Below are 18,147 nucleotides of genomic sequence, written 5' to 3'. Positions count from 1 at the left end.
CTGTTGTGATCACTCAGTCTTCCCCAACACGCCGCTCTTCGGTTTGGTGGTTGTCGCGGCGGGGGTGCGGGGGGTGGGGGGCCGGGGCGGGGTGGCACGGCCGGGCGCACCGGTGGTTTGATCGGGGAACCGACGACATGGGGGTGCTTCGATGCCGCAGAAGGCGTTCCGGTTCGGCGTGGTCGCGACCGCGACCGAGGGTGGCGGGCAGTGGCTCGCCACCGCTCGCCGAGCCGAAGAGCTCGGCTATTCGACGCTGCTGTGCCCGGACAACCTGAACATGCCGACGCCGACCGCGGCCCTCGCCGCGGCCGCCGCGGCGACGACCGAGCTGCGTGTCGGCTCGTTCGTGCTGGCCAGCCCGCTGCGCACCGCCCGGGCGGCGGCCTGGGAGGCGCACAGCCTGACCGTCGTCACGGAGGGCCGGTTCGAGCTCGGCCTCGGCACCGGGCGGCCGGAAATGCGGCAGCAGGCCGAAGAACTCGGGCTGCCCTACGGCTCGGGGCAGGAGCGGCTCGACTCGATTTCCGAAACGATCGACCACGTCCGCCGTCTCGACGGCGACGCGCACACGCCGGTGATGATCGCCGCCGGCGGCCCGAAGGTGCGCCGCCTCGCCGGGCTGAAGGCCGACATCGTCACGATGGCCGGTGGGGTGCTGACCACCCGGGAGGAAATGACCGGCTACGTCGAAGAAGTCCGTGCGGCGGCCGGTGACCGCGACATCGAGTTCGCGATGAACATCTGGGTCGTCGGCGACGAGGTGCCGCCGTGGATCCGCGGCTTCATCGGGGTCGACGCCGAGACGCTGATCGAGCACGACTCCCTCGGCCTGCTCCGCGGCGACAGCGCCGACGACATGGCGGCCGAGCTCGAACGCCGCCGCGAGGAACAGGGCGTGAACTACTTCAGCGTCAACGGCGCGTTCCTGGAGCAGTTCGCTCCGGTCGTGGAGCGGCTGGCGGGGAAGTGAGCGTCGCCGGGTCGGTGTTGGCGCCGCAGAGCAGGACGGCGACCCGCTCGCCCGGCGCGGGCCGGTAGGCGCCGGAGAGCAGGGCGGCGAACGCGGCCGCCCCGCCGGGTTCGACGGCGAGGCGGTAGCGGTCCCACAGCGCCGCCCGCGCCCCGGCGATCGCGCTGTCGTCCACCAGCACCGAGCCCGCGTCCGTGCGGGTGGCGACGGCGAAGGCGATGTCGCCGAGCCGGGACGCGCCCAGCGAGTCGGCGGCGATCCCGGAGACGTCGACGGAGACCGGCGCGCCCGCGGCCAGTGCCTCGTGCAACGTCGGGATCGTGCGCGGTTCGACGCCGACGACGCGCGCCCGGCCCTCGACCGCGGCGGCGACCCCGGCCAGCAGCCCGCCGCCGCCGACCGCGACGAGGATCGTGTCCAGGCCGCCGGTCTGCTCGAGCAGCTCCAGGCCGAGGGTGCCCTGCCCGGCGCAGATGTCGGGCTGGTCGTAGGCGTGGCAGAAGAGCTCGCCGGAGTTCGCCGCGTGCTTCACGGCCGCGTCGTAGGCGTCGGCGTACTTCTCGCCGGCCAGCTCCACCGCCGCGCCGAGCTGCCGCAGCTTCGCGACCTTCACCGCGGGCGCGGTGGCCGGGACGTAAACCCGCGCGGGGAGCCCGAATTCCCGGGCGGCGTAGGCGACGGCCAGTCCGGCGTTGCCGCCGGAGGCGGTCACGACCCCGGCGACCTCGCCCGCGGCGATGATCCGGTTGAACGCCCCGCGGGCCTTGAACGACCCGGTGTGCTGCACCTGCTCCAGCTTGAACCACACGCCTTCGTCCGCGGCGAGCACCGGCGTCCGGCGGACCCGGCCCTCGATGCGCGCGGCCGCCCGTTCGACATCCGCAGTGCTGATCATGGCTCCAGGATGCGCGCGGGTGGTCGTAAGCACCAGCGACGTCTCCTATGCTGGATCAAGCAGCACTTACGGCTGGAGGCTCCCGTGCTCGACGCCCACCGCCTGGCCGTGCTGGCGGAGGTGGCGCACGCCGGCTCGATCGCCGCGGCCGCGCGCCGGCTTTCCTTCACCCCGTCCGCCGTTTCGCAGCAGCTGGCCAAGCTGGAGCACGACGTCGGCGCCCGGCTGCTCGACCGCCACGCCCGCGGCGTCACGCTCACACCGGCCGGGGAGGCGCTGCTCGTCCACGCCGAGGCGATCGTCGGGGAGCTGCGCACGGCCGAGCGGACGGTCCGCGGTCTGCTCGAGGAGGAGCTCACCGTCGGCACGTTCGCGAGCGCGGGCATGACACTGGTGCCTGCCGCGCTCGCGGAGTTCCGCCGCGAACACCCCGGCGTGGCGCTGCGGCTGCTGGACCTCGAGCCGCCCGACGGGTACGGCCTGGTCAGCTCCCGCGAGCTCGACCTGCTGATCACCCACCGCTACCCGGGCGCGCCGCTGCCCGACCCGCGCGGCCTGCAGCGGTCGCTGCTGCGCACGGAGCGGTTCCGGCTGATCCTGCCGCCGGGACACCCGAAAGCGCGGGTCCGCCGGCTCACGCTGCACGCACTGGCCGCCGAGGACTGGATTTCCGGCAGCCCCGGCGTGCCCAACCGGGCGTGCCTGGAGCAGCTCGCCGATGCGGCAGGTGTCCGGCTGCGGGTGGCCTACGAGACGCGGGACTACCAGGTGATCGTGGCGCTGGTGGAGGCCGGGCTGGGCATCGCGTTCGTGCCGGAGAGCGTGCTCGAGCGGGTGGGGACGGCCCGCGTCGAGGTGCGCGACGCGGCGGACGCCCGCCCGGCCCGGGACGTCTTCCTGGTCCACCACCGGCGCCCCGGCCGGCTGGTCACCGAGATGGTGGCGCGGCTCAGCCGGTGATCCGGCCTTCGAACCGCGCCGAAGCCGCCCGCAGCGCGTCGAAGCACGCCCGCACCGCGCCGCGGTCCTCCTCGCCCGCCCGGCAGATCGCGTGGATCGTGCGGGTCAGGGCCGGCCGCGTGGTCAGGATGCGGACGCCCTCCGGGAGCCGGTCGCGGGCCAGGCGGGGGACCAGCGCCGCGCCGACGCCGCCCGCCACCAGGGCCAGCTGGGTCGGGTAGCCGCCCACCGCGCAGCTGATCCGCGGCTCCAGCCGCTGCTTGCGCAGCACCTGGACCAGCCACTCGTAGCACCCGGACCCGGCGCTCCAGCCGATCCACGGCAGATCGTCCACTTCGGACAGGTCGACCGCCTTGCGGTGGGCCAGCCGGTGCCCGGCGGGCAGGGCGAGGTCGGCGACGTCGGAGAACAGCGCGATGCTCGTCGTCGACGGCGGGAGCACCGTCGGGCGGTCGTTCCAGCTCTCCAGCACGGCGACGTCGAGGTCGCCGGCCAGCACGCGGGGCATCGTCTGCTCGGCCTCGCCCTCGTGCAGCGTCACCGCCAGCCGCGGGTGCTGCGCGGCGAGGGTGGCCAGCGCGGGCGGCAGCAGCGCGTGCACCGTCGTCGGGATCGCGCCGATCCGCAGCGGCCCGATGACGTCTTCGCGCAGCGACTCCAGGTCGGCCTTCGCCTCGGCGACCTGGGCGAGGATCCGCTCCGCGTGCCCGGCCAGCACCAGCCCCGCCTTCGTCAGCCGGACCCCGCGGCCGCGGGGCTCCAGCAGCGGCTGGCCTGCTTCCCGTTCCAGCTTCGCCAGCTGCTGCGACACCCCCGACGGTGTCACGTGCAGGGAATCGGCCGCCGCGGCGACCGAACCGTGGGTGGCGACCGCGTGCAGCGCCCGCATCCGCTCGAGTCCGAACACGGTAGGGATGCTACCGAATTCCCGGCAGGAACATTCGCTTGTCCTTGACAGTCGGCGCCCGCAGGCTGGAGGCGTGCTCACGACCGTGCCCACCCTGAGGCCCACCCGCCGCCTCGACCCGCGGCTGCTCGCTGCGCTCGGCAGCTTCTGCATCTCGTTGTCGTCGGTCTTCATCAAGGTCTCGCACGTCAGCGGCAGCACCAGCGCGTTCTGGCGCTGCCTGCTCGCGCTGCCGGTGCTGCTCCTGCTGGCCCGGCGCGAACGGCGGAAGGGCGGCCGGCGCCGCGTGCTCTTCCCGCTGCTGGCCGGGGCCGGGCTCGGCCTGGACTTCGTGCTGTGGGGCGAAGCGATCCCGCGGGTCGGCGCCGGCATCGCGACCGTGCTCCTCGCCGTGCAGGTGGTGATCGTGCCGCTGCTGGCGTTCGCGTTCCTGGCCGAGCGGCCGTCCAAGCGGTTCCTCGCCGCGGTGCCCGTGCTGCTCGGCGGGATCGTGCTGGCCGGCGGGTTCGCCGGCACCGGCTCGTTCGGCCCGGACCCGGTCACCGGCGCGGTCGCGGCGCTGCTGGCCGGCGCCGGGTACGCCGGCTACCTCTTCCTGATCCGGCTCAGCGGCGGCACCGGCACCCAGGCCCATTCGCTCGTGCTGGCGACCGTCTCCGCCGGCGCGGTCGCCGTCGTGCTCGGCGTCCCGACCGGCACGCTCGACCTGACGCCCGGCCTGCCCGCGTTCGGCTGGCTGGTCGCGCTCGCCGTCGTCGGCCAGCTGGCGGGCTGGCTGCTGATCTCCGCCGCGCTGCCCCGGATGTCGGCCACCACCGGCGCGACGCTGATGCTGCTGCAGCCGGTCGGGGCGGTGCTGCTCGGCATCGGGCTGCTCGGGGAGACGCCCGGGTGGGCGCAGCTGGCCGGCTGCGCGGGCGTCGTCGCCGCGGTCTGTTTCGCCGGCGGTGGACGTTCTGCGCGCGAAGGCCGTCCCGGCTAACGTCGCGGGCATGCGAGTGCTGGTGGCCGGGGCGTCGGGGTTCGTCGGCAGCAGGCTGTGCCCGGCGTTGGAGGAGGCCGGGCACGAGGTGCTCGCGATGACCCGCCACCCCGCGAAGTACCGCGGCGCCGGGAAAGCCGTCCGCGGCGACGTCGCCGACGTCGGCTCGCTGCGGGACGCGCTCAAGGGGGCCGAGGCCGCGTACTACCTCGTGCATTCACTCGACAGTGCGGACTTCAAGCGCCGCGACGCCGACGCCGCGCGCGCGTTCGCCAGGGCCGCGGAGGGCGCGGGCCTGCGCCGGATCGTCTACCTCGGCGGCCTCGGGGACGACGACGACTCGCTGTCGGACCACCTGGCCAGCCGCCGCGAGGTCGAGCGGCTGCTGGGGGAGACCGGCGTGCCGGTGACGGTGCTGCGCGCCGGGATCGTGGTCGGCCACGGCGGCACGTCGTGGGAGCTGACCCGGCAGCTGGTCGAGCACCTGCCGGCGATGGTGACCCCGCGCTGGGTCAACACCCGCACGCAGCCGATCGCGATCGCCGACGTCGTCCGCTACCTGGCCGGCGTCCTCGACCACCCGGAGGCCGCCGGGCGGACGTTCGACATCGGCGGCCCGGAGGTGCTGGCCTACCGCGACATGCTGCAGCGGGTGGCCGCGATCGAGGGCCGCCCGCTGGTGATCCTGCCGGTGCCACTGCTGTCCCCGCGGCTGTCGTCGTACTGGCTGTCGCTGGTCACGGACATCGACGTGCCGACCGGCCGGGCGCTGATCGACTCGATGACCAACGAGGTCGTCGTCCGCGACGACTCGATCCGCCGGATCGTCGAGTTCGAGCCGATGGGCTACGACGAGGCGGTCCTGCAGGCGCTGGGCGAGCGCGCGAAGAGCCGTCGGTGAAGCCGTTGCTCGCCGCCGTGACCGCCGCCGGCTCCGGCCTGCTCGGCGCGTCACTGGCCAGCCGGCCCGGATCCCGCCGCTTCCACGTGCTCACCGCGTCGGTCGCGGCGACCTGGCTCGCGGGCGCCCATGCGGCCGGGCCGGTGCGCCGGGGACGCGGGGACATCGTGCAGCCGGCGGCCGTGGGGGCGGGCGCCTTCGGCGTGTTCTACGGGTGCGCGCTGGTGGCCCGCCGCATCCCGCTCCTGCGCAGCGCGATCACCGGCGTGCTGGACCACGCCCACCGCGGCTCCAGGGCTTCGGTGGCGGCCACGGCGTTGCTGACGGGAGCGGCGGAGGAGGTGTTCTTCCGCGGCGCGCTCTACGACGCGGCAGGGCCACGGGCTTCGACGGCGGTGTACGTGCTTTCGACGACGGCGACGAGAAACCCCGCGCTGGTGCTGGCCTCGGCGGTGATGGGCACGCTGTTCGCGTGGCAGCGCGGGCGTTCGGGCGGGGTGCAGGCGCCGCTGCTGACGCACGTGGTCTGGTCGGCGCTGATGCTGGCCTTCATGCCGCGCCTGTTTCCGCCCGAAACGCTCGACTCGTCCGGTGTGCGCGCGCCAAGATGACTCCTCGTGCGGATTCTCCCCGCGGCGTTCGCCGTTCTTGTCCTCGCCGGCTGCCAGGCCGAAGTGCCCGGCCGGGCGTCGGGAGACGGATTCGTCGTGAAAGACGGGACGCGGCTGCGGTTCCGCCCGGTGCTGGGCGAGCTGCCGCCCGGGCCGGCGGCCGGCGCACCGGGAGAGCGACAGAGCACGAACCCCGTCGCGCAGGAGGCCGCGGCGCGAGCGCTCGACTGCGGCCGGGACGCACCGGACACCCTCGACGGCCGGGACGATCCGGCCCTGCCGCTGGTCAGCTGTGACGCCCTGACCGGCGCACGGTACGTCCTCGGCCCGGGGTTCCTCAGCGGCGCGGACGTGGGGTGGGTGGAAGCCCGGCTCGATCCGGCGACCGGGAGCTCCGTCGTCAACCTCGGCTTAACCGCGGCCGGGGCGCGGACGTGGGCGGAGTGGACCGGGCGCAACGTCGGCAACCAGGTCGCGATGGTCGTGCGGAGCCGGGTGCTCACCGCGCCGCAGATCCAGGCCGCCATCACCGACGGCGCCACGCAGATCTCAGGCCGGTTCACGCTGCCGGAAGCCGAGCAGCTGGCGCGCGACATCACCGGCGCCTGAGGCCTCAGCAGGGGCGCGCTTCGCGGCAGGCCTCCGTGTTCGTCTTGCTGCTCGCCTGCTGCAACAGCGTGTAGAGCGTCTCGCGCTGGTCGTCGCTCAGTGCGCTGAACACCTCGTCCTCGACCGCCGCCAGGGCGAACTCGGCGCGCGCCAGCAGCTTCGCGCCCACGTCGGTCAGCTCGACCAGGTGCCGTCGGCGGTCCTCGGGTGAGCGGCGCCGCTCGACCAGGTTCTCCGTCTCCAGCTCGTTGAGCAGGGTGACCACGTTCGTGCTGTCCATTTCCAGGAACTTCGCCAGGTCCTGCTGCGAGCTGCCGCCGGCGTCGCGCAGCACCGTGAGGGCGATCAGGTGGCGCGGCCGCAGGCCGAGCGGGGCCAGCACCGACTCGCTGCGCAGCCGCAGCCGGCGCGCGAGGTGGTCGAGCAGCGCGCCGCAGCGGTGCGGGGGCTGGTTGACGACCGGGAGCGAGGTCATGCGCCCAGTATATGGGCAGTCCAATGGTCGATGTGCTATCAATAGTTTGTCCTACACCAACGATCTATGGACGGCTAACGACATGGCTCATCTCCTGCACATCGACTCGAGCATCCAGGGCGACGCCTCGGTGAGCCGGCGGCTCAGCGCCCGGGCCGCGGCGGCGTGGCGCGCCGCGCACCCGGACGGCACGGTCACCTACCGCGACCTGGGGGCGAACCCGCTCCCGCACCTCGACGCGACGAGCGGCCTCGCCGACCGGGTGCCACCGGAGCAGCACACGCCGGAGCAGGCGGCGGCCTGGGCGCGGACCGTCGAGGTGATCAGCGAGGTCAAGGCGGCCGACACCGTGCTGCTGGGCCTGCCGCTGTACAACTTCGGCCCGCCGAGCAGCGTCAAGACCTGGGTCGACCACCTCATCGCCCCCGGGCTTTCGGTCGACCAGGAGACCTACACCGGCCTGCTCGGCGGCCGCGAGTTCGTCGTGCTGGCCAGCCGGGGCGGCGGCTACGGCGAGGGCACGCCCCGCGAAGGCTGGGACCACGCCCAGCAGTGGCTGCCGCACGGCGTCTCCCTCACCGGCCTCGAGCCGCGGTTCATCACCGCCGAGCTGACGCTGGCGCCGGCCCGCCCGGCGATGGCGGACCTCGTTCCGCTCGCCGAGGAGAGCCTCGCCGCGGCGGAGCGCGCCATCGACGAGCTGTGGGTCCAGGCCCGGGTCTGAGCCGGAGCAGGAGGGCCCGACGCCGAGGAGCTCCGGCTTGGCGCCCGTGATGTCCGGCCGCGCGGCGGAGTACGCGCGGCCGGCGTCGGTCCACCCCGGCTCGACCGCCTGCGTGTCGAGCGGCGAGCAGCTCACCCCGACGGCAGCAACGCCCGGGCCGGGCGGTACCGTGCCGCGGCGGGCGGACTGACGTGGTGCGGCTTGGGCCGCACCCGGGGCGAGGAAGGTCGGGTTTGAGCGCGCACACCTCCCAGATGGACGACATCCGGCTCGTCGCGCAGCCCAGCGCGCTGCCGGTCACCGAGCTGTTCGTCCGCCTCATCCTCACCGACTGGTCCCTGATGCCGATGCTGGATCAGGTGACCGGCACGGCGAAACACCTGGTCGGCGCCGTGATCGACGCCAGTGACCCGAAGGCGCCCGCCTTCGTCACGCTGCGGCTGCGGCTGCACGCCGAAGTGCTGTCGATCGAGGTCGACGACGACGTCCCCGGCCGTCCGGACACCCCGGGCCGGCCCGGCGAGCGGATGGGCGTCGCGCCCGCCGACGGCGGCGGCCGGACCACCTGGTGCGAACTCCCCCTGCCGGGTGGGATGTCCGCGCGGCAGGTCCGCCTGCCTCGGCGCCAGGACCGCCGCACGCTGGTCGACGAGCCCGTCTCGGGCGACCCGGTGGCCGCCGACCCCGAGGTCCTCGAACGCCTGCTCACCCGGCTGAGCGGCTGGTCCGGCCAGAGCTGAACGCTTTCGCCCGCGCGTCCGTGCCTCCAGGCAGGGGCTGACGTGTGGACGCGAGGAGGCAGCCGCCGTGCGGATCGTGATCGCGGAGGACGACGCCCTCCTGCGGGAGGGACTGGTGCTGCTCCTGCGCAGCGAAGGGTTCGAGGTCGCCGCCGCCGTCGACCACCCCGGTGACCTGGTGACGTCGGTCGAGAGCGTGGAACCGGACCTGGCCGTCGTCGACGTCCGGATGCCGCCGACGTTCACCGACGAAGGGCTCCAGGCCGCCCTCGAAGCCCGGCGCCGCGTGCCCGGCCTGGCGATCCTCGCGCTCTCGGCGTTCGTCGAAGACGGCTACGCGGGTGACCTGCTGGCCGCCGGCGGCGGGGGCGCCGGGTACCTGCTCAAGGAGCGCGTCGGCAAGCCCGACGAGTTCCTCGGCGCCCTCCGGAGCGTCGCCGCCGGCGGCACGGTCCTCGACCGGGACGTCGTGGCCGTCCAGCTCGCCCGGCCCCGGCCCGGCGACCCGGTGGCGAACCTGACCGCCCGCGAACGCGAAGTCGTGGCCCTGCTGGCCGAAGGCCATTCGGTGCCGACGATCGGGCGGCTGCTCGGCATCGGCACCGCCGCGGCCCGGCAGCACGCCGGGGACGTCAGCACGAAGCTGCGCGTCCCCGACGGTGCCCAGGCGATGCTCAGCTACCTGCGGGCGTGAGCACCTCGGCCTGCCGCTCGCGGTAGCGGGCCACGGTGGCCAGCTTGACGTCTTCGTAGCCGCGGACCAGGTCGGGCAGCTCGGCCAGGGCCAGCGCCCGCGCCCGGTCCGGCGTGCGGAACGCCTCCAGGACGACCGTGCGGTAGTCCTCGATCAGCTCCCGCTCGACCCGCCGCACCTCGGCGCGGCCGAACGGGTCGAAGCGGGTCCCGCGCAGCCGCCGCAGCGCGTGGAGCAGCCGGAACGCCGGCCGGAACCACGGGCCGAGGCTGATCTTGCGCTGCATGCCCAGCGCGCGCAGCACCGGCGGGTGCAGCCGGTAGGCGTACCGCGTGCCCGCGCCGAACTGCTCCTCGAGGCCGTCGGTGAACGCCGGGTCCAGCGACAGCCGCGCGACCTCGTACTCGTCCTTGTACGCCATCAGCTTGTACAGGTGCTTCGCGACGGCCTCGGTGATCTCCGTCGGCCCGTCCTCCAGCACCCGCACCCGCTCGACGAACTCCGCGTACGCGCGGGCGTAGGCCTTGTCCTGGTAGGCGATCAGGTCGGGGACGCGGATGTCGAGCAGCCGGGCCAGCTCGGAGCCGGGCTCGGCCTGCACCAGGGCCCGCACGGCGCCGGGCTTCGCCGTCCGGACGGGCTCCGGGGTGTCCGCCGGGGGCTCGGCCACGAGCAGGCGGCCGCGGCGGAACGCCTGCAGGTTGGCGGCGACCTGCGTGCCGTTGAGCTCGATGGCGCGTTCGATGGCCGACGCGGGCAGCGGGAGCGCGCCGGTCTGGAAGGCCGCGCCGAGCTGCAGCACGTTGGCGAACTGGTCGTCGTCGAAGAACTCCTCGGCCAGGCCGCGCGCGTCCAGCGACACCGTGCGCGCCGTGGCCGCTTCCAGCGGCGCGAGCACGCTGCCGGGGTCCGGGAAGGACACCGTCGTGTCGACGACCATCCGGCCGGTCGGCACCTCGGTCGTGGAGACCACGGCGGTCGTGCGCGCCGGATCGGCCACCCCGAGGTTCGCCGCGTCCGCCCCGACCAGCGCGTCGCAGGCCAGGTAGAGGTCGCATTCGCCGGCGGCGAGCTTCGGGGCCTGCTCGACCGGTTCCGCCGTCACCTTGAGGTCGGAGACGACCGCGCCGCCCTTCTGCGCGAGCCCGGTCTGGTCGAGCGTGCGGACGTGCCGGCCGTCGAGCACCGCGGCGGTGGCGAGGATCTGCGTCACGGTGACCACGCCGGTGCCGCCGATCCCGGTGATCCGCACGGTGAAGTCGGTTCCGCGGGTCTCCGGGGCCACGATCGCGTCGGCGGCCAGCCGGGCGGTCTTCTTGCGCCGCTTCTTCCCGGACGGCACCACGGTGACGAACGACGGGCAGTCCCCGGCCAGGCAGGAGTAGTCGACGTTGCACGACGACTGGTGGATCGCGGTCTTGCGGCCGAACTCGGTCGCCACCGGCTGCACGGACAGGCAGTTCGACTTGGTGCCGCAGTCGCCGCAGCCTTCGCAGACGCGCTCGTTGATCACCACGCGCGTCGCAGGCGCGGTCTGCTTGCCGCGACGGCGTTTCCGGCGCTTCTCGGCCGCGCACTCCTGCTCGTGGATCAGCACGGTGACGCCCTTGACCTCGGCCAGTTCCTCCTGCGTGCGCAGGAGTTCGCTGCGGTCGCGCACCTCGACGCCGCCGGGCAGCTTCCGGTGCTTGGCCGGTGCGTCGCTGGTGATCACGACCCGCTTCGCGCCTTCGACGAGCAGCAGCTGGGCGACCTTCTCGACGGGCAGCCCGCCGACCGCGTCCTGGCCGCCGGTCATCGCCACGGCGGAGTTGTAGAGCAGCTTGTAGGTGATGTTCACCCCGGCCGCGACCGCGGCGCGCACGGCGAGGCTGCCGGAGTGGGTGAACGTGCCGTCGCCGATGTTCTGGACGAAGTGCTCGGCTTCGACGAACGGCGCCATGCCGATCCACTGGGTGCCTTCGCCACCCATCTGCGTCACCCCGAGCACGGTGCCGACCTGGTCCGGCTCCATGAACAACGCCATGGTGTGACAGCCGATGCCGGCGCCGACCAGCGTCCCTTCCGGCACCTTCGTCGACGAGTTGTGCGGGCAGCCCGAGCAGAAGTACGGCGTGCGGGCGAGCAGCGGGACGGCGATCCGCTCGCGGCGGCGGCGTCCGCGGTAGGCGTCGACCGACGGGATCCCCGCCGGCAGGATCCTGGCCAGTCCGGCGGCGATGCCGTCCGGGTCCAGCTCGCCGAGCTCGGTGAACAGCGTCCGGCCGCCGCGGTCCTTCTTGCCGAGGATCCTCGGCGCGTCGGGGACGCCGTAGAGGATTTCCTTGAGTGCGGTTTCGACGAAGGCGCGCTTCTCCTCGACGACGACGATCTCGCCGAGGCCGTCGGCGAACTCGCGGACGATCGACGGCTCGACGGGGTGGATCGCGCCGAGCTTGAGGATGCGGATGCCGTGCTTCTCCTCGTCCAGGCCGAGGGTGCGCAGCGCCTGCTGCAGGTCCAGGTAGGACTTCCCGGCGGAGACGATGCCGATCCGGTCGGCGGGACCGCGCGCGGTGATCCGGTTGATCCCGCTCGCGCGCAGGTACTCGAGGGCCAGCGGCAGCCGGACGGTGAAGAGGCTGCGTTCGAGCTCGGCCAGGCCGGCGCCGAGCAGCCGCGAGGTCGGTGTGTGCCGGTAGGCCTTCTCGAGCCGCGGCGCGGTCCACTGTGGACTCACTGTGGCGGTGCCGGAGGCGTCGGCGACGTTGGCGACGACCTTGAGCGACGTCCACAGCCCGCTGGCCCGCGACAGCTCGACGGCGTGCATGCCGAGGTCGAGGACGTCCTGGGCGTCGGACGGGAAGAGCACGGGGATGGCCAGGTCGGCGAGGGCGAGCTCGGAGGCGCAGGGCACAGTGGAGGACTTCGCGTTGGGATCGTCGCCGACGAGTGCGACGGCGCCGCCTCGGGGGTCGGTGCCGGCCAGGTTGGCGTGGCGGAGGGCGTCGGAGGCGCGGTCGAGACCGGGTGCCTTGCCGTACCAGAAGCCGGTCACGCCCTTGCGGCCGCCCACCCCCGCGACGAGCTGGCTGCCCAGCACCGAAGTCGCGGCCAGCTCCTCGTTCAGGCCGGGCCGGTGGACGACGTCGTACTTCTCGAGCAGCGTGGCGCGGCGGCCGAGTTCGAGGTCGTACCCGGCCAGCGGCGAGCCCTCGTAGCCCGAGACGAAGACGGCCGGGTCGCCGCCGAGGGCGCGGTCGTGGCGGACGCGGTCGAACAGCAGCCGGACCAGGGCCTGCACCCCGGTCAGGTGCACGGTTCCCGCCTCCCGCAGATAGCGGTCCTCCAGCGTGAACGTCTCTACGGCGCGGCTCCCTTCGCCTTCGTTTCGGGCACGATGCGATGTGGGCCACAGCCGCGCAACAGGCGTGTTGCTTTTGCGGGGTGGTACGCAAAGTTTCGTGGCTTCTGGTGCTGTTTGACGCGGATTTTTGCGTGTGTCTAGGCTCTGACGCATGCCCGAAGAGCTGCTCGACGCGACCGACCACGAGATCCTCGGCCTGCTGCGCGAGGACGCCCGCCGCACGCTGTCCGACATCGCCGCCCGCGTCACCCTGTCCACGGCGGCGGTCAAGCGCCGCATCGACCGGCTGCGGGAGACGGGGGTGATCACCGGGTTCACGGTCCAGGTCGACCACGCGAAGCTGGGCTGGGGGATCGAGGCGTTCACCGAGCTGAGGTTCGTGGGCAACGCGAAGGTCGACGAGATCCTGCGGACGACGACGCGGATGCCGGAGGCCCAGGCGGTGTTCACCATCGCGGGCGACCCGGACGCGCTGGTGTGGCTGCGCGTCCGGGACATGGCCCACCTGCAGAAGACGATCGACGAGATCCGGCGGCACCACCAGGTCACGGGGACGAAGACGCTGATCGCGCTGGAATCCTGGTCGCGTTAGCCGTGGAGATCGTGTCTTTGGCGCAGCGGCCGGACCTTTTCGAGGCGGTGTACGGGATTCCGTATCCGCCGGAGTCGCCGCGGTTCATGGAGGGGAGCTTGACCAGCTCGCTCGTCCGCGGGCGGCGGGTGGCGCGGCTTTGGCCGCATCTGGTGGTGGCGTTGCTGGAGGGCGGGGTTCCGGTGGCGCGGGGGATCATGGTTCCGTTCCGGTGGCGGTCGGGTTATCCGGATCGTGGCTGGGACGAGGTCGCCGTTCGGGCGGCCGAGGACGCTCTTGACGGTGTTGCCCCGGATACTGCGTGCGGGCTGGAGATCGCTGTGCATCCCTCTTGGCAGGGGCGTGGTTTGTCCTCGCTCGTTCTTGCCGCCATGCGGGATGCTGTTGCTGCGGCCGGTCTTTCGTCGCTGGTCATTCCTGTTCGGCCGCCCGACAAAGCTTCGGATCCTGGTTCCGCCATGGCCGACTACGCCTTCGCCGTTCGCTCGGATGGGCTTCCGGTCGATCGGTGGCTGCGGACCCATGTCCGTGCCGGCGGTGTGATCGCCGGGGTTGCTTCCTGTTCGGCTACCGTTCAGGGGTCGCTGGCTTCGTGGCGGCGGTGGACCGGGTTGCCGTTCGATCGTGCCGGGTCGGTGGTCGTTCCGGGGGCTCTTGCTCCCGTGTTCGTGTCCACTGTGGGGGATTTCGCGGTCTACGTCGAAGCCAACGTCTGGGTGGTGCATCCGGTGGCTCGGTCTTGAAGGAACGCACCGGCTAACTGCGCAGCAGTACTCCCGAAGTCCGCTCCCGCTCGAAGAACGTCTCCGGCCACTCGATCGAATCCGGCGGCGCATCGATCGCCGTGGCCCGGCGGCGCAGCTCCGCCAGGTACTCCGCGTCCAGGACCGCCCTCGCCGACAACGGTTCCCGCAGCAAGAGATCCGCCGGGCCCTCGTACAGATACGCGTCCACGCCCGGATAGCCCCGCGTCCCCGGCGGATAGTCGCGGTTCACCGGAAAGTACGTCGCCAAAAGGGAACCCAGCCACGAACCCCGCATCGGCACCAAAGCCGGCCGAGGACCCAGCCTCTGCTCCAACCGCGCGTTGTCCGCCGTGAACCCGCGATGGTCCGCGATCACGTACGCCGCGCCCGGGTACTCGCGCTCCAAGCGGGCCACCGCGGCGCTGCCTCCGTCGTGCGTCAAGTGGCCCAACCCGAACAACATCAGCACCTTGCGGTTCTTCTGCAGCACCTGCGTCTTCACCACCGACGCGATCGACGCGTCGCGGTCCAGGAACGGCTCCAGGTCCGCCGGTGCGTGCACCCGGCTCCAGTCGACCGGGGGATCGGCGGCCAGCACCCGGATCTTCCGCTCCGCCGGCAAAGTCGTATTGATCTGGCGGACCAGGGCGAACAACTGCTCGTAGTACGTCGAGAACCCGCAGCTCGGCTGCGTCGTGTCGCGCCACACCCTGCTGATCTCCGGCGCCGAGCCCCCGGCGGTGTACGTGTCCAGCAACGGCTGGAGACGCGCGTTGCCGCACTCCACCGCGATGTCGTTCACCCGGCCCGGGAAGCGGGGGTCGCGGATCAGGTCGAACACGAACGTGCCCACGTCCGGGCTGGACTTCGCCACGATCGCGTGGCCGTCGAACGCCGCCAGCAACGCCGCCGCCGGGTCCGGGCGTTGGCCGGCCGCGTCCGCCGGGGTGACCAGCAACGTCGTGGCCGCCAAGACGGCCAGGAAGAGTCGCACGAGAAGCTCCTCGGGTAATTCCCCCACTGTCTTACGACTGTAAGACAACTCGGCCAGCATCCAGGGCGGCCAGGGGCCGTGTCAAGGCCGGGTCAGTGGCGGAACGCCTCCGCCAGCCACCACGATCCGCCGTCGTCGGCGATCTTGGCGTCGATCACCAAGGGGGCCGACCGAGGTCCCGCCAGCCATTCGCGCACCGCCGGCAGGTCGTCCGGCGAGCGGACCGTCACGCCCGTGCAGCCGAAGCCGCGGGCGACGGCCGCCAAGTCCGTGTCGGGGAACCGGACCGTCGTCATGTCCGCGTCGCCGAAGTGGTGGACCTCCGCTCCGTACGCCGCGTCGTTGTAGACGATCACCACCAGCGGCAGGCCCAAGCGGACCGCGGTGTCCAGTTCGGACAGTGCCATCTGGAAGCCGCCGTCGCCCGTGCCGAGGACCGGCAGGCGGTCCGGCTGGGCCAAGGCCGCTCCGATCGCCGTGCCCAGACCGAGGCCGATGCTCTGGAACGCCTGGGTGAAGCAGAACCCGCGCTCGTCGGGGACCGACAGGTAGGCACTCGGGTAGCCCATGAAATTGCCCGAATCGATCGACACGATCCGCTCGGACGGCAGCAGCTCGTCGAGGAGCCCGCTCAGCGTCCGCGGGTCGATCCGGCCGTCGCCCGTCAGGTCTTCGTGCTCGACGTCGTTCCAGCGGCCCGTCGCGATCCGGGCCGCCACCTCGTCGGTGCGGTAACCCACCTGCGGAGGAACCAGGGCGAGCACGTCCGAGGCGGTGCAGGCGACGTCGCCGACCACACCCAGGTCGATCGGGCGGTGCGCGCCGAGCGCCGCCTGCTCCAGATCGACCTGGGCCAGCTTGGCGTGCGGGCTCAGCAGCTTGCCGTGGCGGGTGGTCCACATGTTCAGCGCGCAGCCCCAGCCGACGACCAGGTCGGCGCCCACGATCAGTTCGGCGGCCGCCGGGGACGCGAAGCCGCCCGAGATGCCCAGTGCGAACGGGTCGCCGTGGAACAGGCCGTGCGCGACCGCGGATGTCGCCAGCAGTGCGCCGCTGCGCGAAGCCAGCTCCCGGAGCACGTCGCCGCTGTCGCGGGCGCCGCGGCCGGCGATGAACACCGGGCGCTCGGCGGCCGCCAGGAGGTTCGCCAGCGCCGCCGCCGAGGCGGCGTCCGGCCGCACCGGGGCGGGGCCGGCGAGCACCGGCAGCGAAGGCGGGCCGGGCGCCGGCTGGGCCTGGACGTCGAGCGGCAGGTTCAGCACCACCGTCCGGCGCTGCTGGCGGGCCGTCCGGAACGCCCGCACGGTATCGGTCACCGCGCTCGCCGCCGAGTGCACGCGCTCGGGGACCGCGCCGACCGCCGCGGCCAGGCCGTCCTGGTCGATGCGGAAGTTCGACAGCACCGACGACCCCGCGGAGTCCGCGGTGAGCACCAGCACCGGCGTGCGGCTCTTGGCCGCCTCGGTGATCCCGGTGACGGCGTTGGTCAGCCCGCAGCCCTGGTGCAGCGACAGCACCGGCACCTCGCCGCTCATCCGGGCGTACGCGTCGGCCATGCTCGCCGCGCCGCCTTCGTGACGGGCCGCGACGAACCGGACGCCGCCCGCGCGCAGCGCGTTCGTCACCTCGAAGTTGCCGCTGCCGACCACGCCGAACGCGGTGCCGACGCCGAGGCCGGCCAGCGTCCGGCCGACGAGTTCGGCGACGTTCACCGCTCCACCAGGGCCAGCACCCGGGCCGGGCTGCCCGAGCCGCCGACGATCGGCAGCGGCGAGACCAGCAGCAGCACGCCGGCCGGCGGCAGCGCCGCGAGGTTCTGCAGCTGCGTGAGGCCGTGCTTGCCCGCCCCCAGCAGGAGCTCGTGGCAGGGGAACATCGGCTCGAGGCCGGGCGCCTGGCCCGCGTCGGTGCCGACGGTTTCGACGCCGAGCCCGGTGATCGGCGTTTCCTCCGCGAGCCACCGCGCGCACTCGGGCGAGACGCCGGGAGTGTGCGAGCCGGTCTCGTCGGCGTTGAGGAACTCCTCCTGGTCACCGCTGCGCGCGTCCCAGCCGGTGCGGTAGAGGAGCCAGCCGCCGTCGGGCAGCGGGCCGTGCTCGGCCGTCCAGGCGCGGACGTCGTCGATCGAAAGCAGGAAGTCCGGGTCCTCGGCCGCCCGCGCGGAGAAGTCGAGCACGACCGCCGGCGCCACCAGGGTCCGCAGCGGCACCCGCGAGACGTCGTGACCGTCCTTTCCGGACACCCAGTGCACCGGGACGTCCAGGTGGGTGCCGGTGTGCTCGCCGGTGTGGATGTCGTTCCAGTACCACCGCGGGCCGCGCTCGTCGTAGCGGCTGATCTCCTCCAGCCGGAACGGGATGGTGTTGGCGAACGGCTCCGGCAGCCGCAGGATCGGGGTGCTGGAGCTCAGCGGCGCGGTCAGGTCCACGATCTCGACCGCCCCGCCCGCGATCGCCTTGCCGAGCTCGTCCAACAACGCCATGCCTGCCTCCCGGTGCCGTGTGCGTCCGCTGATCGCCAACCCTATGCCTTGACACGCACGCGCCGGGAGGTGTTGTCTTAATGTCGTAAGACAATAGGAGGGTGGGCAGGGTGATCGAGTTCGTGCTCGACGGCCGCTCCCGGGTGGCCACGTACATGCAGCTGGTCGTCCAGGTGAAGCAGGCGCTGCGCGTGGGCCTGCTGCGGCCGGGCGACCAGCTGCCGAAGGTGCGTGACGTGGCCGAGGCGCTGGCGATCAACCCGAACACGGTGCTCAAGGCCTACCGCGAACTGGTGCTGGAGGGGCTGGCCGAGGGCCGCCCGGGGGTGGGCACGTTCGTCACCGGCAGCCTGGCCGGGCCCTCGCTGGGCCACCAGGCGCAGCTGCGCGACGAGCTGGTGGCCTGGCTGGAACGCGCCGAAACCGCGGGGATGTCGCCCGAAGACATCGCCGCCCTCATCGAAACCACGATCCGCGGCACCCGGGTGCCGCACGATCTGTCGTAGGGAGTCCGGA

General features: G+C 73.1%; 20 protein-coding genes. 13 read left to right on the top strand and 7 right to left on the bottom strand.

Translation table 11 applies throughout. From position 1 onward, the window contains the following. Positions 1-151: 151 nt before the first annotated feature. Positions 152-973 carry an LLM class flavin-dependent oxidoreductase gene (locus tag ABZX11_RS19340; RefSeq protein ID WP_354914585.1) on the top strand — a complete coding sequence of 274 codons (822 nt, stop codon included), beginning with the start codon at positions 152-154 and terminating at the stop codon, positions 971-973. On the opposite strand, the gene ABZX11_RS19335 is transcribed toward ABZX11_RS19340, so the two are convergent. Beyond that, positions 915-1,868: a threonine/serine dehydratase gene (locus ABZX11_RS19335; RefSeq protein WP_176171154.1), complete on the bottom strand. Its 954-nt coding sequence runs from the start codon at positions 1,866-1,868 to the stop codon at positions 915-917. The genes ABZX11_RS19340 and ABZX11_RS19335 overlap by 59 nt on opposite strands. An 84-nt stretch (positions 1,869-1,952) precedes the next feature. Here ABZX11_RS19335 and ABZX11_RS19330 point away from each other — a divergent pair, with 84 nt between their 5' ends. After that, positions 1,953-2,828, top strand: a complete 876-nt coding sequence (locus tag ABZX11_RS19330; protein WP_176171153.1) for a LysR substrate-binding domain-containing protein — start codon at positions 1,953-1,955, stop codon at positions 2,826-2,828. Here ABZX11_RS19330 and ABZX11_RS19325 read toward each other — a convergent pair. Beyond that, positions 2,818-3,735, bottom strand: a complete 918-nt coding sequence (locus ABZX11_RS19325; protein WP_354914582.1) for a LysR family transcriptional regulator — start codon at positions 3,733-3,735, stop codon at positions 2,818-2,820. The genes ABZX11_RS19330 and ABZX11_RS19325 overlap by 11 nt on opposite strands. 73 nt (positions 3,736-3,808) lie before the next feature. Between ABZX11_RS19325 and ABZX11_RS19320 the strand changes: the two genes are divergently transcribed. From ABZX11_RS19320 to ABZX11_RS19305, 4 genes are read left to right on the top strand one after another with little or no spacing between them, the layout of a single operon-like run. Then, positions 3,809-4,717 (top strand): DMT family transporter, encoded by a 909-nt coding sequence (locus ABZX11_RS19320; protein WP_354914580.1) that lies wholly within the window; start codon positions 3,809-3,811, stop codon positions 4,715-4,717. Positions 4,718-4,727: 10 nt separating this feature from the next. Continuing rightward, positions 4,728-5,618 carry an NAD(P)H-binding protein gene (locus ABZX11_RS19315; protein ID WP_176171150.1) on the top strand — a complete coding sequence of 297 codons (891 nt, stop codon included), beginning with the start codon at positions 4,728-4,730 and terminating at the stop codon, positions 5,616-5,618. After that, a complete protein-coding gene (locus tag ABZX11_RS19310) occupies positions 5,615-6,229 on the top strand; it encodes a CPBP family intramembrane glutamic endopeptidase (protein ID WP_354914578.1) in 615 nt (204 codons plus the stop codon). The genes ABZX11_RS19315 and ABZX11_RS19310 overlap by 4 nt, the downstream gene beginning before the upstream one ends. A 6-nt stretch (positions 6,230-6,235) precedes the next feature. After that, positions 6,236-6,838: a precorrin-3B C(17)-methyltransferase gene (locus tag ABZX11_RS19305; RefSeq protein WP_354914576.1), complete on the top strand. Its 603-nt coding sequence runs from the start codon at positions 6,236-6,238 to the stop codon at positions 6,836-6,838. 4 nt (positions 6,839-6,842) lie between these two features. Here the strand turns inward: ABZX11_RS19305 and ABZX11_RS19300 are convergent, their stop codons facing one another. Next, entirely contained in the window at positions 6,843-7,313 is a 471-nt protein-coding gene (locus tag ABZX11_RS19300) for a MarR family winged helix-turn-helix transcriptional regulator (RefSeq protein WP_176171147.1), read from the bottom strand. 82 nt (positions 7,314-7,395) lie between these two features. On the opposite strand from ABZX11_RS19300, the gene ABZX11_RS19295 reads away from it, so the two are divergent. From ABZX11_RS19295 to ABZX11_RS19280, 4 genes are all read left to right on the top strand, one after another. After that, positions 7,396-8,037 carry an NAD(P)H-dependent oxidoreductase gene (locus tag ABZX11_RS19295; protein ID WP_176171146.1) on the top strand — a complete coding sequence of 214 codons (642 nt, stop codon included), beginning with the start codon at positions 7,396-7,398 and terminating at the stop codon, positions 8,035-8,037. A 37-nt stretch (positions 8,038-8,074) separates the two neighbouring features. Next, a complete protein-coding gene (locus ABZX11_RS19290; protein ID WP_354914573.1) occupies positions 8,075-8,227 on the top strand; it encodes a hypothetical protein in 153 nt (50 codons plus the stop codon). 43 nt (positions 8,228-8,270) lie between these two features. Beyond that, positions 8,271-8,777 carry an ATP-binding protein gene (locus ABZX11_RS19285; protein ID WP_354914571.1) on the top strand — a complete coding sequence of 169 codons (507 nt, stop codon included), beginning with the start codon at positions 8,271-8,273 and terminating at the stop codon, positions 8,775-8,777. 67 nt (positions 8,778-8,844) lie between these two features. Next, entirely contained in the window at positions 8,845-9,471 is a 627-nt protein-coding gene (locus ABZX11_RS19280) for a response regulator (protein WP_176171143.1), read from the top strand. Here ABZX11_RS19280 and ABZX11_RS19275 read toward each other — a convergent pair. Then, the gene (locus tag ABZX11_RS19275; RefSeq protein WP_354914603.1) at positions 9,452-12,868 is read right to left on the bottom strand and encodes an indolepyruvate ferredoxin oxidoreductase family protein; all 3,417 of its coding nucleotides are present in this window, start codon (positions 12,866-12,868) and stop codon (positions 9,452-9,454) included. The genes ABZX11_RS19280 and ABZX11_RS19275 overlap by 20 nt on opposite strands. 100 nt (positions 12,869-12,968) lie before the next feature. Here ABZX11_RS19275 and ABZX11_RS19270 point away from each other — a divergent pair, with 100 nt between their 5' ends. Together ABZX11_RS19270 and ABZX11_RS19265 are read left to right on the top strand one after the other, a co-directional pair. After that, complete coding sequence (locus tag ABZX11_RS19270; RefSeq protein WP_354914569.1) at positions 12,969-13,409, top strand: Lrp/AsnC family transcriptional regulator; 441 nt, start codon at positions 12,969-12,971, stop codon at positions 13,407-13,409. 2 nt (positions 13,410-13,411) lie between these two features. Continuing rightward, on the top strand, positions 13,412-14,152 hold the full coding sequence (locus tag ABZX11_RS19265; protein ID WP_354914567.1) for a hypothetical protein: 741 nt from the start codon (positions 13,412-13,414) through the stop codon (positions 14,150-14,152). 13 nt (positions 14,153-14,165) lie between these two features. On the opposite strand, the gene ABZX11_RS19260 is transcribed toward ABZX11_RS19265, so the two are convergent. The 3 genes from ABZX11_RS19260 to ABZX11_RS19250 all read right to left on the bottom strand — a co-directional run bounded on the left by ABZX11_RS19260 (position 14,166) and on the right by ABZX11_RS19250 (position 17,631). Further along, on the bottom strand, positions 14,166-15,149 hold the full coding sequence (locus ABZX11_RS19260; RefSeq protein ID WP_354914565.1) for a hypothetical protein: 984 nt from the start codon (positions 15,147-15,149) through the stop codon (positions 14,166-14,168). Positions 15,150-15,241: 92 nt separating this feature from the next. Beyond that, positions 15,242-16,861 (bottom strand): thiamine pyrophosphate-binding protein, encoded by a 1,620-nt coding sequence (locus ABZX11_RS19255; protein ID WP_354914563.1) that lies wholly within the window; start codon positions 16,859-16,861, stop codon positions 15,242-15,244. Next, positions 16,858-17,631: a cyclase family protein gene (locus ABZX11_RS19250; protein ID WP_354914561.1), complete on the bottom strand. Its 774-nt coding sequence runs from the start codon at positions 17,629-17,631 to the stop codon at positions 16,858-16,860. The genes ABZX11_RS19255 and ABZX11_RS19250 overlap by 4 nt, the downstream gene beginning before the upstream one ends. A gap of 110 nt (positions 17,632-17,741) precedes the next feature. Between ABZX11_RS19250 and ABZX11_RS19245 the strand changes: the two genes are divergently transcribed. After that, the gene (locus ABZX11_RS19245) at positions 17,742-18,137 is read left to right on the top strand and encodes a GntR family transcriptional regulator (RefSeq protein WP_354914601.1); all 396 of its coding nucleotides are present in this window, start codon (positions 17,742-17,744) and stop codon (positions 18,135-18,137) included. Positions 18,138-18,147: the final 10 nt, after the last annotated feature.

The sequence above is a fragment of the Amycolatopsis sp. NPDC004169 genome, assembly GCF_040610315.1.
Classification (GTDB): Bacteria; Actinomycetota; Actinomycetes; order Mycobacteriales; family Pseudonocardiaceae; genus Amycolatopsis.
The sequence above is the reverse complement of the archived record's forward strand: the minus strand, read 5'-3'. Positions and strand labels throughout refer to the sequence as shown.

Coding starts and splice junctions, on each gene's coding strand:
- ABZX11_RS19340 (WP_354914585.1), top strand. CDS start 152: ATGCCGCAGAAGGCGTTCCGGTTCGGCGTGGTCGCGACCGCGACCGAG.
- ABZX11_RS19335 (WP_176171154.1), bottom strand. CDS start 1,868: ATGATCAGCACTGCGGATGTCGAACGGGCGGCCGCGCGCATCGAGGGC.
- ABZX11_RS19315 (WP_176171150.1), top strand. CDS start 4,728: ATGCGAGTGCTGGTGGCCGGGGCGTCGGGGTTCGTCGGCAGCAGGCTG.
- ABZX11_RS19300 (WP_176171147.1), bottom strand. CDS start 7,313: ATGACCTCGCTCCCGGTCGTCAACCAGCCCCCGCACCGCTGCGGCGCG.
- ABZX11_RS19295 (WP_176171146.1), top strand. CDS start 7,396: ATGGCTCATCTCCTGCACATCGACTCGAGCATCCAGGGCGACGCCTCG.
- ABZX11_RS19270 (WP_354914569.1), top strand. CDS start 12,969: ATGCCCGAAGAGCTGCTCGACGCGACCGACCACGAGATCCTCGGCCTG.
- ABZX11_RS19250 (WP_354914561.1), bottom strand. CDS start 17,631: ATGGCGTTGTTGGACGAGCTCGGCAAGGCGATCGCGGGCGGGGCGGTC.